The organism is Colwellia sp. MB3u-41 (assembly GCF_014076845.1).
Taxonomy (GTDB): Bacteria; Pseudomonadota; Gammaproteobacteria; order Enterobacterales; family Alteromonadaceae; genus Colwellia_A.
In genome coordinates this window covers 368489-384041 of the sequence record NZ_JACGUT010000084.1, presented here as the reverse complement: position 1 = coordinate 384041, position 15553 = coordinate 368489, and the positions used below count along the sequence as shown (strand labels likewise).

Here is a 15553-nt window from a genome sequence, read left to right as displayed (position 1 = left end):
CTGCGCCCTATATTGAAAGTTTGTCGAGACGTTTTCCGCCCCAAACAATATTAACTATGGTTCGTGTACCAACAACCGCAGTAAACATTGAGGTAAGAATACCGATAGATAAGGTTATCGCGAAGCCTTTAATCGGACCTGTACCAATAGCATACAAAATAAGCGCCGCAATCAGCGTAGTGATATTGGCATCAATAATAGTTGAAAATGCCGCATCATACCCTTGATGAATAGATTGTTGAACCGATTTACCATCACGCATTTCTTCTCGGATACGCTCAAAAATAAGTACGTTAGCATCGACGGCCATACCAACCGTTAATACAATACCTGCCATACCCGGTAACGTTAACGTTGCCCCTGGAATTAAAGACATCACACCAATAATTAAGACTAAGTTAGCGCCCAACGCTAAATTTGCGACCACACCAAAAGCACGGTAATAAATAATCATAAAAATAAAGACTAAACCAAAACCCATTAAAATAGCTTGAAAGCCGAGTTGAACATTTTCAGCACCTAATGTTGGGCCAACGGTTCGCTCTTCTACAATTTGAATAGGCGCAACTAACGCTCCAGCACGTAATAATAACGCTAAATTATGTGCTTCGCTTTGGCTGCCCGCCCCAGTAATACGGAAGGTTTTACCTAAACGCGCTTGAATGGTTGCTACAGAGATAACTTCTTCTATTTTTTCAAAAATAGTATTACCTTCAGCATCTTTACGGTCAGTCGGCTTATATTCAATAAATACGGTCGCCATTGGTTTGCCAATGTTACTTTTAGTACCGTTTGACATTTTTCCGCCACCGGCAGAATCAAGTGAAATATTAACTTGTGGACGACTGTATTCGTCAAAACTCGAGCCCGCATCAACAATATGATCACCGGTTAGCATCACGCGTTTTTTCAATAAAACAGGGGTGCCGTCACGTTCATACAATAACTTTGAACTCGCCGGTATTCTTCCGTTGAGTGCAGCACTTAAGTCGCCATCGGTATCAACCAGTCTGAATTCAATAGTAGCAGTCGCGTTTAAAATTTCTTTTGCTTTAGCTGTATCTTGAACGCCGGGTAATTCAATGATGATGTGTTTTTGGCCTTGGCGTTGCACAAGCGGCTCAGAGACACCCAATTCATTAACACGATTACGAATAATAGTAATATTTTGTTGTAGGGCATATTCGCGAACTTCTTTAAGCTTTTGATCCGTCATTTTTGCTGATAACGTTAAATTATCAGTATTTTCTGTCATTAAAAAATCACGGTAGCGTTTTTTCAAAAAGTCATGAGCGGCAGTTAAATCTTCAACATTACGAAACTGAACATTAATTGAATCATTCGCTTTTTTAACACTACGGTAGCGAATTTTTTCACCACGTAAATCGGTACGAAAGTCGTCAACTAACGCTTCTTGCGCTTTAACTATGGCTTCGCTCATGTTCACTTCCATTAGGAAACTAACACCACCACTTAAATCTAAACCTAACTTCATCGGTGTACCGCCAACACTTGCTAACCATGCAGGGGTTGCCGGTGTAAGGTTTAAGGCCACCGAAAACTTATCACCTAGACTTTCTTCAAGTAAATCACGGGCACGAAGTTGTTGCTCTGTATCACTAAAACGGACAAGTAATTGACCACTTTCAAGCACAATACTTGAGAATGAAATGTTATCTGCAGTCAATCCATTCTTTACGCTCTCAAGCGTTGCAGCATTGGCTTCAACGCCACGCAAACCTGAAACCTGCACAGCAGGGTCTTCAGGGTATAAATTAGGTAAAGCATATAAAGCACCAAAGGCCACTATAAATAGCACCATCAGTGTTTTCCATAAGGGGTATTTGTTTAACACAAGTTCATCCTTTTTATTAACATTCTTTTAAGTCGTTGTAGGTCAACCGTCATGCCAAACATGTTTAGCTATGCGTCAAGCAAATAACTAACCTACGACAACTTACAATTACAATGACTTCATTGTGCCTTTAGGTAATACCGCGTTTATTGCTGCTTTTTGTAGAACAACTTCAGTTCCTTCTGCAACACTTACTACGATAAAATCTTTTTCATCTGAAACTTTGACGATTTTACCAACAATGCCACCTTGCGTTAAGACTTCATCACCTTTTGATAATGCTGACATTAAGCCTTTATGCTCTTTTACACGTTTAGCTTGTGGGCGATAGATCATAAAGTAAAAAACCAAGCCAAAAACGGCTAACATGATCAACATTGATGTGCCATCAGCACCTGCGACTGAACCTGATGCTGCGTGTGCTTCACTGATAAATAAACTCATAATTTCCTCTGATTTTTATTGTTAATAAATGGATGATTCTTTTAATTCTATAAATAGCTATTTTAGTTCTGGAACGGGTAACCCGCGTAGCGCATAAAACTCGCTCACGAAGGCATCTAACTTACCTTGCTCTATAGCTGCACGCAATCCTTTCATAACACGCTGATAAAAATGCAAGTTATGTAAAGTATTTAATTGTGAGCCTAGAATTTCATTACACTTATCTAAATGATGTAAATAAGCACGTGAATAGTTTTTACAGGTATAACAGTCACATTCACTGTCTAGTGGCCCTGTATCTGTTTTATGGCTGGCATTACGAATTTTAATAACGCCGTTAGTCACGAATAGGTGACCATTTCGAGCATTACGTGTTGGCATAACACAATCAAACATATCAATGCCGCGACGAACACCTTCAACCAAGTCTTCTGGTTTTCCAACCCCCATAAGATATCGGGGTTTATTTTCAGGGATCAAGGGCGTCGTGTGATCAAGAATGCGGATCATATCTTCTTTAGGCTCGCCAACTGACAAACCACCAATCGCATAACCATCAAACTCAATCGCTTTTAAGCCTTTAACTGAAACTTCTCGTAAGTCTTCATACATGCCGCCTTGAACAATACCAAACAAAGCTGATTGATTATCGCCATGGGCATTTTTAGAACGCTGTGCCCACCGTAATGATAATTCCATTGAGCTTTGTGATTCTTCATGTGATGCAGGATATGGCGTACATTCATCAAAAATCATAACAACATCAGCATCTAAACTGCGCTGTACCTCCATTGAACGTTCAGGCGTAAGCATAATTTTGTCACCGTTAATGGGTGAGCTAAACTTTACCCCTTCTTCGGTGATTTTACGCATTTTACCTAAACTGAACACCTGAAAACCACCAGAGTCTGTAAGAATAGGTTTTTGCCAATTAATGAAATTATGCAAGCCACCAAACTGTTCAACAATTTCAGTACCTGGACGAAGCATTAGGTGAAAAGTATTACCTAGAATAATTTCAGCACCCGTTGCTTCAACATCTTCCATTTTCATACCTTTAACCGTACCGTATGTTCCAACAGGCATAAAAGCGGGGGTTTCAACCGTACCACGGTCAAACGTTAAACGCCCACGACGCGCTTTACCGTCAGTATTGATTAGCTCATATTTCATTTTGCTTTTTACTGGTTTATTCACTTCTTCTACTATTTTATCGGTCATTTAAGACTGTCTCCAAACCTTCTAGCGAAACAGGCTAGCGGTTATTTATGGTAAATAATTAAACGTTTATCTTATTAAAGCGCCTTATACGCTTTATATTTTTATATTTCTATTTTTACTTTTCAGTTTTCTTTGTTAAGAACATCGCATCGCCATAACTGAAAAATCGATACTTTTCTGTAACACCATGCTGATACGCGGCCATCATATGTTCATAACCAGAGAAAGCACTCACTAGCATCAACAATGTTGACTCCGACAAGTGAAAATTAGTGATTAATGCATCAATAATTTGAAATTCATAACCTGGGGTAATAAAAATATCAGTATCACCATAAAAAGCAGCAAGGGCTGAACCGTTTTCTTTGGCCGCTTTGGCAGCGCTTTCTATTGAACGAACCGAGGTAGTACCCACAGCAATAACTCGCCCGCCTTTCGCTTTGGTTTTCGCTATTTGTTGAACCACTTCATCAGAAACCTCAACATATTCAGCATGCATAATGTGGTCGGCTATTTCATCAACTTTTACTGGCTGAAAAGTACCCGCACCAACATGTAAAGTGATAAAAGCGAGATCAACACCCTTCGCTTTTATTTTTTCTAATAAGTTTTCGTCGAAGTGCAAACCTGCGGTAGGGGCAGCAACTGCTCCTGGTTTTTCATTATAAACAGTTTGATATCTTTCGCGGTCGCTGTCTTCATCAGGGCGATCAATGTAAGGCGGTAAAGGCATATGCCCTATTGCTTCAAGGACCGATAAAACAGATTGTTCACCGTGTATTTCAAGCTCAAATAAAGCACCTTGTCGACCCAACATCGTCGCCGAAACTTTATCTTCTAACCTTAATTTATTACCCACTTTAAGTGGTTTACTCGCGCGAACATGTGCAAGAAAACGTTTATCGTCGAGGATCCTTTCAACCAAGACCTCAAGTTTCCCACCACTTTCTTTTTGTCCAAACATACGCGCGGGTATAACGCGGGTATTATTGAAAATAAGTAAGTCACCAGCATTAAGTTGTTCAATAATATCGGTAAATCCGAGATCCATAATATCGCCATTATTGCCATCAACAGACATTAAACGACTTGAAGTACGATCCGCTTTCGGATATCGGGCAATAAGTTCTTCGGGTAAATCAAAAGAAAAGTCAGCTACGCGCATGTTAATACCAATTCAAACTACTATTTTAAGAGAATAAAAAACGCGTAATTTTAGTGCTCAGCGCCAACAATAGCAAGTAATAACGCTGATACGGTGGGAATAAAGGATGAATAGATGGTAAATATAAAATAGCTCTATATTTACCTTGTTTATAATCATCATATTGGAAACTTTATCTCCCCTTTTTAGCAATTTATCGTATGCTGAAATTATCAGAATATTTTAAGTTGAATAATCATCATGAAAAACATTGCTTTTGCTATCGCCAAAACTATTCTTAACGGTTTTGAACGTCATATTTATCTTTTTAGTGAAATTACCCAATCAGCAAAAAAACGCTTTGAACTTTGCCAGTGGCAAGCAGTGCAAGACGCGGCAAGAAGTCGAACCGACTTTTATGATAAACGTGTTGAAGAAACGTTAGAGACGATAAAAAAAGATTTTTTTATCTCTGAGCTCGATGAACTTTTATGGCAAAACGTAAAGGTAAGCTACATGGCGTTATTAAAAGAACACCATCAGCCAGAGCTTGCGGAAAGTTTTTATAATTCCATTTTTTGTCATTTGTTCGAGCGTAAGTATTACCATAATGCTTTTATTTTTGTCAAAAGTACGGTTGAGCAAATAGAAAACATTTCAAGTCCAGTGATTTACACCCGTTATTCTCCCAGTGAATTAGGCCTTGAGCAGACCATTGTCACCATTATGACTAACGCAAACTTCAACTTGCCGTTTGTTGATTTAGATAGAGATATCAAGAGTCTGATAAAATCTTTTCGTAAACACGCGCACAAAACACGATATAAACTCAGCGAATTAAAATTCGATATTCTCGACTTTATATTCTATCGAAATAAAGGCGCTTATATAATTGGGCGAGTTATATCTCCTGCTGGAGAAACACCTTTTATTGTCCCTATTATTAATAATGAAAAAACTGGCGACCAAGCTGGCCTATATATTGACGCGTTATTAACTGAAGGTGCCAAAATGGCGGTGGTATTTGGTTTTGCACGCGCTTACTTTTTTGTCGACTGTCAGCACCCTTTTGCATTAGTACAGTTTCTCAAACGATTAATTCCTCATAAAACCTTAGCTGACTTGTATTCAGCCATTGGCTTTCATAAACAAGGTAAAACCCAATTTTATCGTGATTTTCTCAATCACCTTGAGGCCAGTAACGATAAGTTTGAATTAGCGGCAGGCATTAAAGGAATGGTGATGTCAGTATTTACCCTCCCTTCTTATCCATATGTTTTCAAAATCATAAAAGATAAATTTGCTCCCAGCAAGAACATGACAAAACAAGATGTAAAGGGAAAATATAGGTTAGTAAAATTACATGACAGAGTCGGACGAATGGCCGATACCATGGAATATTCTGAAGTTGCTTTTCCAAAAGACCGCTTCAGTGAAGCACTGTTAAATGAACTGCTCAGTGTTGCTCAATCTATAATTCGTTTTGAAGACGAATTAGTGATCATCAAACATTTATATATTGAACGCCGCATGACCCCACTTAATTTATTTTTAGCGAAAGCGAGCGATAGTGAAATTGAAGAGGCGATGTACGGTTACGGTAGTGCCATAAAACAGTTAATTGCTGCTGATATTTTCCCTGGAGACATGTTATTAAAAAACTTCGGTGTAACACGCCACGGACGAGTTATATTCTATGATTATGATGAAATTACCTATATGGACGAAGTCAATTTTCGGGTCAAGCCAGAAGCAATCACGGAGGAACAAATTTATGCAGCAGAACCTTGGTATTCTGTGGCCCCTGGCGATATGTTTCCTGAAGAAATTGCGACTTTCGCATTAGCAAACACTAAGTATCGCAATGCATTTTTACTTCATCATGCTGATTTATTACAAGCTAGCTTTTGGCAACAGTGCCAAAAAAATGTGGCGGCAGGGAAATTTGAGGATGTATTCCCTTACCCAGAAGCGCTTCGATTTTGTAATAACTAATTAAACATAAATTTATCAATAAGGGGGAGTTAACACCTAAAGTGAATAAACTGCCCTTAAAACCAACGCAATGTTGATATTTTAAGCAAAAGAGCATTTATTTCATTTATTTTTACGTTAGCGCTTTACCTTTGCAATTGCTTGGGTATAATTCGAATCCGTTGCAGGGGTGTAGTTCCAATTGGTAGAACAGCGGTCTCCAAAACCGACGGTTGGGAGTTCGAATCTCTCCACCCCTGCCAATTCTTATCATAGCTTTTCCTCGCTATTACAATTAAAACCAAAATAAATATATTCTATGACAAAGTAATTAAAAATTATTTTGTACATACCTTCATAATATTTTTATCTTTGAGTGAAGTCATCAATATATAACCTATAGTATATTCATTATTTCTCATATTATCTGACTGGAAAAGTTTTAAAATTGTTAATAATGTACCTCAAATAAAAGGGTCTTCGCTATTATTTTTCACTTTATATTTTATAATATTTGTCTCTATAGCAGCAGAAGGTAATAGCGAAGAAGTTTTATATCTGCATGATCAATCAATCCGCAATAATAGTTCGATATCACCTCAAGAAAAAGCCCCGTGTTATGCTCAATTACTCCAAAAAGCAGTGATACTTGATAACGATATATTTCAAGCATTGATCATTAACCAATGACATTACAGTTCAATATTAAAAATAGATAAAATAAAAGCTTAACAATGGTTAGAGCGATATAAAGTAACCCTAAATAACATCAATTCAGAACAATCTATACTCGCACTCAATATCTTACTTAAGAAAGTCAGTTGGTTGAATTTAAAAATGACCAACAGTACTTTAACTCTGACAACAAAAAATGTCCAAAAGAGACTTTAGGCGCCATTATTGGTTTAGCTGAAACCTATATTATGGTTAATGAACTCACAATAGCAGAACAACAGTTAAAACAAGCTTTACACTCAAGCACCGCGACTGAAAATAAAAAGTCACAGATAAGCGCTGAAAGTCTTATGGGTGATATTTATTTACTGCAAGGAAAAACCCCACAAGCGTTAACTATTTTTAATCGCGCATTATTTTATTATCAAGAGACAAAGCTTCAACAACTTGAAGCAGAAACCTACAAACGTATCAGCAAAGCCTATCAAGCGCAGCAAAAGTGGCAGCAAGCCTTCGACTTCTACGAGAAACAGACCTTATTAATAAATAAACTTAATGATGATGCACGGCAAAAGTCTGTTGATGTGCTACAAAATCAATATAAAGCAGAAGTAAGACAAAGAAGAATAAACTTATTACAAGCGGAAAATCAGTTAAAAACAGTAGAACTTATGGCCGTTAAAAATCAAGGCTTGGTGACTATTGTGATTAGTATATTCGCTTTAGTAATTTTACTACTGACGGTAAACCACCACATCCGTAAGGAAAAAATGCGTTTAACACGCCATAACAAGACAATTAGAGCCAATAAAAAGCAACTAATATTGTTATCTATTGCGTTTAAAAATACCGCTAATGCAGTATGGATATCCAATAAAGACTTTGAAATTGCAGTGGTCAATAATGCTACGTCACTCATATACACAAACAAAAGTCTGAAGTAATCGGCCAAAAAGTTGTTTTTGCAGAAACGTATGTTCAACCAGCTAATTTACCTGAAAAATCACGTACTCTAGCGATGATAAACGGCAGTTAGTTAGTTAGGAGAACTTTCTGATCAAAAATCTACCGGTGAAGTGTATTATATAGAGTTAGAGGTTGAGGTTGAGGTTGAGGCCATTAAAAATGATAATAATGAAATTATTCATTACCTAGGCGTTTTAGAGACATTACTGAAAAAGTAAAAATACAACAACAATTAAGTAAACTTGCTACACACGATGATCTAACCAAACTACCAAACAGAACCTTACTACATGAATTAATTATCCAGTCATCATTGAACTCCCAACGTTCTCAAAGATCGCCAACCATCTTACTACTTGATGTAAATAGCTTTAAAAGAATTAACGACACTTATGGTCGTAATGCCGAAGATGAAGTGATTTGTGAAATAGCTAAACGTTTAAGCAAGACATTATATCCAAAAGATGTGATAGCGCGCATCAATGGTGCTGAATTTTGTATTTTAGTAGAGCTTTCAGATCCTAAATATGGAGCAATAGCAGTAGCACGTAAAATACTCTCTTGTTTTGAAGCTGCATATACCCCTGATAAACAACAACTAATGGTTACGGCAAGTATTGGTAAACACGATACCCTGAAGGTGCAGATGCCCCTCAAGAGCTATTACGAAAAGCCGCGCCAGCAATTTTTGATATTAAAGCACAAAAAAAGAATGAGTATCAGTTTTTCGAACAACGTATGAATAGTGAAGTCGCCGAGCAGTTAGCCCAAGAACAAAGGCTGATAACCACTATAAAAAAAGGTGTTTGAGTTTTATTATCAACCTTTTTTCGATACTAAGACGGGCATAATTTCAGGTACCGAAGCCTTGATAAAATGGGTTAAACCCGATGGGAATATTATTTACCCCGACAGCTTCATTCCATTTTTTAAAAGCTGGGTTTGATAGACCAAATAGATAAAATTGCGATTGATAAAGGTTTCATGCAAGTGCCTTATGGCAAAAAAAGCAATAAATTCTGGACCTATTTCAATCAATGTTTCTGCCAAAATGTTTCTGATCCACAGCGTTTTATTTCCTTGTTAACCGGTAAGTTAAAGCAATAGAATGTAATACCGTCGCGAATAAAAATTAAAAGCACTGAAGGCATGTTGCTTGAAAGAATAGACTGAGCCATTTCCACAATGAAACAGCTTAAAATACTTGGCTTCAAGCTTTCTTTAGATGATTTTGGTACAGGTTTCTCCTCTTTAAATTATTTAAAACAATTTCCTATCGATATTCTGAAAATAGATAGATCATTTATCATGGGGATGCATGAATCTACTGTCGATCAAAGTATTGTTCGCTCTATTATCAACGTAGCTAATAATCTAAAGTTAAGTGTTGTCGCTAAAGGCGAAGAGTTATCAAACATTTAGAGTTTCTTCAACAATTAAATTGCCAGGAATATTAAGGCCACTATTTCAGTAAAGCCATCTCTTTAATCGAAATAGAACAGCTGGTCATGGCGCAAAAATAAGGTAACTAGAAGCATAATCTATTGCTATTTATTTGGTATTAACTAAAAATTCTGTCATTATGTCGACCTGACTTACACTAGGTTTTATCGCCCTATTTATGACCATGACTAAAAGACAGTTTTCGCATTTACAAGCTATGGGCATCGAACTTTGGCAGTTAAAAAACAGTGAAAAAAAGAACAGTACTGATACCCTTGACTATATAAGCATCGAACTTTCTGCATTGGTTGAGACTACAATGTTTACTGATATTCTAAACTGTTTAGGCTTGTCTTTGGGCGAAGTAAGCTGCGATAACAAGACCTTATCGATGGGTTTATTAACGTGGCAATTCAGCGAGCAAACTAATATTTCGCTTACAAAGTATCACTTGGTCACCCCCTCTATTAACATTTTAAAAAATTCTCCGCTATTAAAAAAAGCACTTTGGCAAAAACTACAAGAAAACTCAATAATATGACTTTTAGCTACCATAAAATTTCTCCCAACGATGTAGATTCATTAATGCCGATAGAAAACGCGTGTCATTCTCACCCATGGAGTGAAAAAACTTTTAACAGCTGTATTGGCGCACGTTATTTTGGTTATTATTTAAAGGTAAATAATGAGTTAGTGGGGTTTTACATTGGTGAACATGTTGCGGGTGAAGCTACCTTAATGGATATATGTGTATCACCAACACTGCAAGGCAAGGGTTATGGCAAAGTATTACTTGAACACTTCTTTGACCAGTCAAAACGACTCAACAACACGCTTATTTGGTTAGAAGTTCGTGCAAAAAATATCAGCGCACAAATGATGTATATCAATAGTGGTTTTACCGAAACAGGTCGAAGAACAGGGTATTACCCAAGTGCATCAGGCTTTGGCTATGAAGATGCCATTGTAATGAAAAAAGTTTTCTAACCTTGCTTAAGTTACACATGAATATAGTAATTTCGCATCAAGCATCATGTGTAATCCAAAATAATAATAATAGCATCAACAAGATAAAGCCTCTTTAATCATAAAATTAAAGAGGCTTTAGTTTTTCTATAGCAATATTAAGCTTTACAAATACCTGCTGATATTTAATTACCAGTTAGCTACACCTTTCATGTCTGGTAATTCATGGGCAATGCCCTTATGACAGTCTATACAGGTTTTTTCACCTGAGGCTAAGGCACTTGAATGCATTTTAACACTGCGATTGCCTTGCTCTGAAAAATCCATGTACTCAAAGTTGTGGCAGTTACGACATTCCAGTGAATCATTCTCTTTCATACGTTTCCATTCACGTTCAGCCAATTCACGGCGGTGATCCTGAAACTTCTCTCTGGTATCAATTAAACCGGTCAGCATGCCCCAAACTTCTTTACTTGCCGCTATTTTTCGAACGATCTTATGTGTCCATTTTTTTGGCACATGACAATCAGGACAGGTGGCTCGAACGCCGGAACGATTAGCATAATGAATGGTTTCTTTGTACTCTTCATAGACATTATCTTCCATTTCATGACAGCTAATACAAAACGCCTCCGTGTTGGTAACCTCTAGGGCGGTGTTAAAGCCCCCCCAGAAAATAACTCCCCCCGCAAAACCAATCGCTAAAATAAACCACAGAGCTGCACTACTGGGTGATTTTAAATACCTGAGTAAGCTTTTAATTTTTGATTCTTTTGTCATCTTAATCCCCTTTAGCTACCCAAAGAAAAGTCATTAGTTACTACCTAACAATTCAACGGGTTTAAACGTATTGTCAATCAACTCAGGTGCATCAGCCTGAGTGACATGACATTGAGAACAAAAATAGCGGCGCGGTGAAACATCTGACAATGTTTTACCGTCACGGGCTTCATAATGCGTTAAGCTAATTTTGGTTGCCCCTGTTTCTCTGGCATATTTCCAGCTATGACAAGTTAAACATTTATTGCTGTCTTTATTAACCTGATACCCTCGAATTTGATGTGGTACAACAGGTGGTTGGTGGACATAGTTACGCTTAATCGGATTTTTATCTTTAATTACCCGCTTAAGCGCTTCAGCACTTTTTGTTTCATTCACTTTAGCCATACCGCGGATAGTTTCTAAGCCACCCGATGTTACTTCTTGATAAGCTTGTACATTCATCGACATAGCTAAACTAGCAGTTATCATTATTAATGGTAATATTTTCATTTTTTACCTCGACCCAATAGGTTACATAAATTTAATCCGTTCTAAACAGTGACTTTTTTCACTTTTACCGCACATTTTTTGAAGTCAGTTTGTTTAGACAAAGGATCGGTAGCATCTAGGGTTAACTTATTAACCAATTGTTTTGCATCAAACCAAGGCATAAACACCAAACCTTTGGGTGGTCTATTACGCCCTCTGGTTTCAACCCTTGATTTTACTTCACCACGGCGAGATTCAATGAGCACTTCATCACCACGGCGTAAGCCTCGTGATTTAGCATCATCTGGATGAATAAATAACACCGCATCAGGGAAGGCCTTATGAAGTTCAGGAACTCGCGCGGTCATAGAGCCAGAATGCCAATGCTCAAGTACACGACCGGTACTTAGCCATAAGTCGTAATCTTCATCGGGTGATTCTGCAGCGGATTCATAGGGTAAAGCAAAGATAATCGCTTTTTTGTCTTTGTGACCATAAAACTGAACTCCACTGCCTTTTTCAACATAAGGGTCATGCCCTTCACGAAAGCGCCACTTGGTTTCTTTACCATCAACGACTGGCCAGCGAAGACCACGCTCTTCGTGATAACGATCAAAGGGGGCTAAATCATGACCATGTCCTCGGCCAAAGGTCGCATATTCTTCAAACAAACCTTTTTGAATATAAAAACCAAAGTAATCCCCTTCAAAGTTAGTATCCCCTTTAGATTCACTCATCGGGAACTTGTCTACGTTACCGTTAGCGTAAAGCACGTCGTACATTGTTTTACCACGGTATTCTGGGTTCTTAGCAAGTAGTTCTTCAGGCCATACTTCTTCAATGTTAAAGCGTTTAGAAAATTCAACGATTTGCCATAAATCTGAGCGTGCTTCACCTGGTGCATTCACCTGTTGATGCCAAAATTGCGTACGACGCTCTGCATTACCATAAGCGCCTTCTTTTTCTACCCACATAGCCGTAGGTAAAATTAAATCAGCGGCTTGGGCTGTTACCGTTGGATATGGGTCTGAAACAACGATGAAGTTTTCAGGGTTACGGTAACCTGGGATCCCTTCTTCATTAATGTTGGGCCCTGCTTGCATATTGTTATTACACATCACCCAATAAGCATTTAATTCGCCGTCTTTAAGCTTACGATTTTGCAAAACCGCATGAAAGCCTGGTTTAGGTGGAATGGTACCTTCGGGTAATTTCCAAATTTTTTCAGCTATTGCTCTATGTTTAGGATTTTTCACCACTAAATCAGCGGGTAATCTATGTGAAAAAGTACCTACTTCGCGTGCTGTACCACACGCTGACGGTTGACCCGTTAATGAAAACGGGCTATTACCCGGCTCTGATATCTTGCCAGTTAACAAATGTACGTTGTACATTAAATTATTTGCCCAAACACCACGCGTATGTTGGTTAAAGCCCATGGTCCAGAATGAAGTCACTTTCACTTTAGGATCAGCATAAAGCTTGGCTAGCGTTAATAACTTAGCTTCTGATACGCCTGAAAGCTTAGAGGTGTACTCAATCGTATAAGTGCTTACAAACTTAGCAAAGTCGTCAAAACTCATCGGTGTTGAAGCACCACTATCAGGATTTTTAGCCGCTTTTTGTAATGGATGAGAAGGACGTAAACCATAACCAATATCCGTAACGCCTTCACGAATATTCACATGCTTCTTCATGAAGTCTTCATTTACGCCATTATTTTGAATAATGTAATTTGCAATAAAATTTAATATCGCTAAATCTGTTTGCGGTGTGAAAATCATACCGTTATCAGCAAGTTCAAAACTACGATGCTTATAGGTTGATAATACGTTAACTTTTACATGAGGGTGACTTAAACGGCGGTCAGCTAAACGCGACCATAGAATAGGGTGCATTTCTGCCATGTTAGAGCCCCAAAGTACAAACGCATCCGCAGCTTCTAAATCATCGTAACAGCCCATAGGTTCGTCGATACCAAAGGTACGCATAAAACCACCAACAGCAGATGCCATACAATGACGCGCATTAGGATCAAGATTGTTAGTTAGAAAGCCTGCTTTCATTAATTTTGAAGCGGCATAACCTTCCCAAACGGTCCATTGACCCGAGCCAAACATACCGACAGAAGTTGGTCCTTTTTTCTTTAAAGCCGCTTTAAACTTTTCAGCCATGACATCAAAGGCAGTATCCCAACTTACCGGCGTGAACTCACCGTCTTTAGCATAAACACCGTCTTCCATCCGCAGTAAAGGCTGAGTTAATCTGTCTTTACCGTACATGATTTTAGATAAAAAGTAGCCTTTGATACAATTCAAGCCTTTGTTCACTTGTGCCTGAGGGTCGCCTTGAGTAGCAACAACTTTTCCTTCTTGTGTACCGACAAGCACACTACAACCTGTGCCACAAAAACGACAAGGGGCTTTATCCCATTTTATGGTTGTATCTGACAATTTAGTGATCAGGTTTGAAGCTGAAGTAGGTACAGCAATTCCAGCCGCTACAGCGGTTGCTGCAATTGCATTTGCTTTTATAAAATCGCGTCTTGTTAATGTCATACCTTTATCCCCTGATGTTGTGGTAATCCATAATCATTATGATGAAAAATCAATGATGATGAGACCACGCCCGGTAAATTACTCATATCTGTTATGGTGTTAATAAGGCCTTTGCCTTTTTCATCTCTGTTTAAATCGTTCTCTTCTATGGTTACTACCATAGAGCCATTATCGGCAATTTCATGCACTTCAGCCCCAGGGAACTTTCCTAATTCTTTAGCCACTTTTTCAGTGTTACTTAGCTGAGCAACAAAAAGCACACCTGCAATATTGATGGGTTCTTCTAATAGATTTATCACTACTTTTCCCCTACAGATTTAACACCTAACATTTTTAAAAGTGCGACAGCCACTAGTGCGGTACCGGCAAAACCGGCTAAAAAAATAACGGGCATCGATGAATAACCTAAAATATTCCAAATCATTTGTTCAAGAGCACTCATATAACTCTCCTATTGGTATTTGCAGATTGTTCTTCTGCTGAATTTTTGGGTTTTAATTGAATGGATGATTGCGGGCAAATAGCCACACAGGCGCCACAACTTGTGCAGTCGTTTAGCGTAATATGGGGTTGTGGTACAGATGAATTGATATACTTAAAAGAGATAGCTTCAGTTTCGCAGCTATCTTGGCAACTTTGACAAAAGACTCCATTAGCGGCCAAACAATCGCTCTTAATTGATATATCTAAATCCCAAGCAGTACTTGAAGCAATAAGGCCAGATTCAATAAAAATATTTTGCTGACAACTCTCGACACACTGCTGACAAAAGGTACATTCACCCAATAGAAAATTAACTTCAGGGAAACCGCCATCACCTTTTTTAATAATGTTTTCAGGACAAGATGTTATGCAGTCACCGCATTGTGTGCAACCATCAATAAAAGTGACTTCGTTAATCACCCATGGCAGCCGAACTGCTGGTGTTGTGGTTAGTTTTTTTGCTTTAAAAAAATTTCTTCTTGCTAAGTCCACACTATCACCTTGAAATTTTATATAGTCGCTTTGTTAATGCAGCGAACACACTCAATTTACAACATTACCCATATTGGATAT

At 38.1% G+C, this 15553-nt stretch carries 17 protein-coding genes and 1 tRNA gene; 8 read left to right on the top strand and 10 right to left on the bottom strand.

Annotated features, from left to right (window positions below):
* Window positions 1-7: 7 nt before the first annotated feature.
* The 4 genes from secD to queA all read right to left on the bottom strand — a co-directional run bounded on the left by secD (window position 8) and on the right by queA (window position 4685).
* Entirely contained in the window at window positions 8-1855 is a 1848-nt protein-coding gene (gene secD / locus H4J73_RS18370) for a protein translocase subunit SecD (RefSeq protein WP_182181923.1), read from the bottom strand.
* A 108-nt stretch (window positions 1856-1963) separates the two neighbouring features.
* On the bottom strand, window positions 1964-2299 hold the full coding sequence (gene yajC, locus H4J73_RS18365) for a preprotein translocase subunit YajC (RefSeq protein ID WP_182181922.1): 336 nt from the start codon (window positions 2297-2299) through the stop codon (window positions 1964-1966).
* A 57-nt stretch (window positions 2300-2356) separates the two neighbouring features.
* Window positions 2357-3472, bottom strand: coding sequence for a tRNA guanosine(34) transglycosylase Tgt (gene tgt / locus H4J73_RS18360; protein ID WP_182223407.1), 1116 nt, complete (start codon window positions 3470-3472; stop codon window positions 2357-2359).
* A gap of 163 nt (window positions 3473-3635) precedes the next feature.
* The gene (gene queA / locus H4J73_RS18355; RefSeq protein ID WP_182181921.1) at window positions 3636-4685 is read right to left on the bottom strand and encodes a tRNA preQ1(34) S-adenosylmethionine ribosyltransferase-isomerase QueA; all 1050 of its coding nucleotides are present in this window, start codon (window positions 4683-4685) and stop codon (window positions 3636-3638) included.
* A 240-nt stretch (window positions 4686-4925) separates the two neighbouring features.
* On the opposite strand from queA, the gene aceK reads away from it, so the two are divergent.
* The 8 genes from aceK to rimI all read left to right on the top strand — a co-directional run bounded on the left by aceK (window position 4926) and on the right by rimI (window position 10709).
* Complete coding sequence (gene aceK / locus H4J73_RS18350; protein WP_182181920.1) at window positions 4926-6659, top strand: bifunctional isocitrate dehydrogenase kinase/phosphatase; 1734 nt, start codon at window positions 4926-4928, stop codon at window positions 6657-6659.
* 165 nt (window positions 6660-6824) lie between these two features.
* Window positions 6825-6901 (top strand) — tRNA-Trp (locus tag H4J73_RS18345).
* Window positions 6902-7459: 558 nt separating this feature from the next.
* The gene (locus H4J73_RS18340; RefSeq protein ID WP_182223341.1) at window positions 7460-8257 is read left to right on the top strand and encodes a M48 family metallopeptidase; all 798 of its coding nucleotides are present in this window, start codon (window positions 7460-7462) and stop codon (window positions 8255-8257) included.
* Window positions 8258-8481: 224 nt separating this feature from the next.
* Window positions 8482-9021, top strand: coding sequence for a GGDEF domain-containing protein (locus H4J73_RS18335; RefSeq protein ID WP_182182122.1), 540 nt, complete (start codon window positions 8482-8484; stop codon window positions 9019-9021).
* A gap of 60 nt (window positions 9022-9081) precedes the next feature.
* Complete coding sequence (locus H4J73_RS21095; protein WP_182181918.1) at window positions 9082-9225, top strand: EAL domain-containing protein; 144 nt, start codon at window positions 9082-9084, stop codon at window positions 9223-9225.
* Window positions 9226-9464: 239 nt separating this feature from the next.
* Window positions 9465-9701: an EAL domain-containing protein gene (locus tag H4J73_RS18325; RefSeq protein WP_182181917.1), complete on the top strand. Its 237-nt coding sequence runs from the start codon at window positions 9465-9467 to the stop codon at window positions 9699-9701.
* A 199-nt stretch (window positions 9702-9900) separates the two neighbouring features.
* Window positions 9901-10263: a DNA polymerase III subunit psi gene (locus H4J73_RS18320; RefSeq protein WP_182181916.1), complete on the top strand. Its 363-nt coding sequence runs from the start codon at window positions 9901-9903 to the stop codon at window positions 10261-10263.
* Entirely contained in the window at window positions 10260-10709 is a 450-nt protein-coding gene (gene rimI, locus H4J73_RS18315; RefSeq protein WP_182181915.1) for a ribosomal protein S18-alanine N-acetyltransferase, read from the top strand. The genes H4J73_RS18320 and rimI overlap by 4 nt, the downstream gene beginning before the upstream one ends.
* A 168-nt stretch (window positions 10710-10877) precedes the next feature.
* Here rimI and H4J73_RS18310 read toward each other — a convergent pair whose 3' ends face one another.
* From H4J73_RS18310 to napF, 6 genes are read right to left on the bottom strand one after another with little or no spacing between them, the layout of a single operon-like run.
* Window positions 10878-11468: a NapC/NirT family cytochrome c gene (locus H4J73_RS18310; RefSeq protein ID WP_182181914.1), complete on the bottom strand. Its 591-nt coding sequence runs from the start codon at window positions 11466-11468 to the stop codon at window positions 10878-10880.
* Between the two features lie 33 nt (window positions 11469-11501).
* Entirely contained in the window at window positions 11502-11960 is a 459-nt protein-coding gene (locus tag H4J73_RS18305) for a nitrate reductase cytochrome c-type subunit (RefSeq protein WP_182181913.1), read from the bottom strand.
* A 41-nt stretch (window positions 11961-12001) separates the two neighbouring features.
* Entirely contained in the window at window positions 12002-14497 is a 2496-nt protein-coding gene (gene napA / locus H4J73_RS18300; RefSeq protein ID WP_182181912.1) for a nitrate reductase catalytic subunit NapA, read from the bottom strand.
* Window positions 14494-14796, bottom strand: a complete 303-nt coding sequence (locus H4J73_RS18295; protein ID WP_182181911.1) for a chaperone NapD — start codon at window positions 14794-14796, stop codon at window positions 14494-14496. Before H4J73_RS18295 ends, napA begins: the two co-directional genes overlap by 4 nt.
* Window positions 14796-14939: a TIGR02808 family protein gene (locus H4J73_RS18290; protein WP_182181910.1), complete on the bottom strand. Its 144-nt coding sequence runs from the start codon at window positions 14937-14939 to the stop codon at window positions 14796-14798. The genes H4J73_RS18295 and H4J73_RS18290 overlap by 1 nt, the downstream gene beginning before the upstream one ends.
* On the bottom strand, window positions 14936-15472 hold the full coding sequence (gene napF, locus H4J73_RS18285) for a ferredoxin-type protein NapF (RefSeq protein WP_182181909.1): 537 nt from the start codon (window positions 15470-15472) through the stop codon (window positions 14936-14938). Before napF ends, H4J73_RS18290 begins: the two co-directional genes overlap by 4 nt.
* Between the last annotated feature and the right edge of the window lie 81 nt (window positions 15473-15553).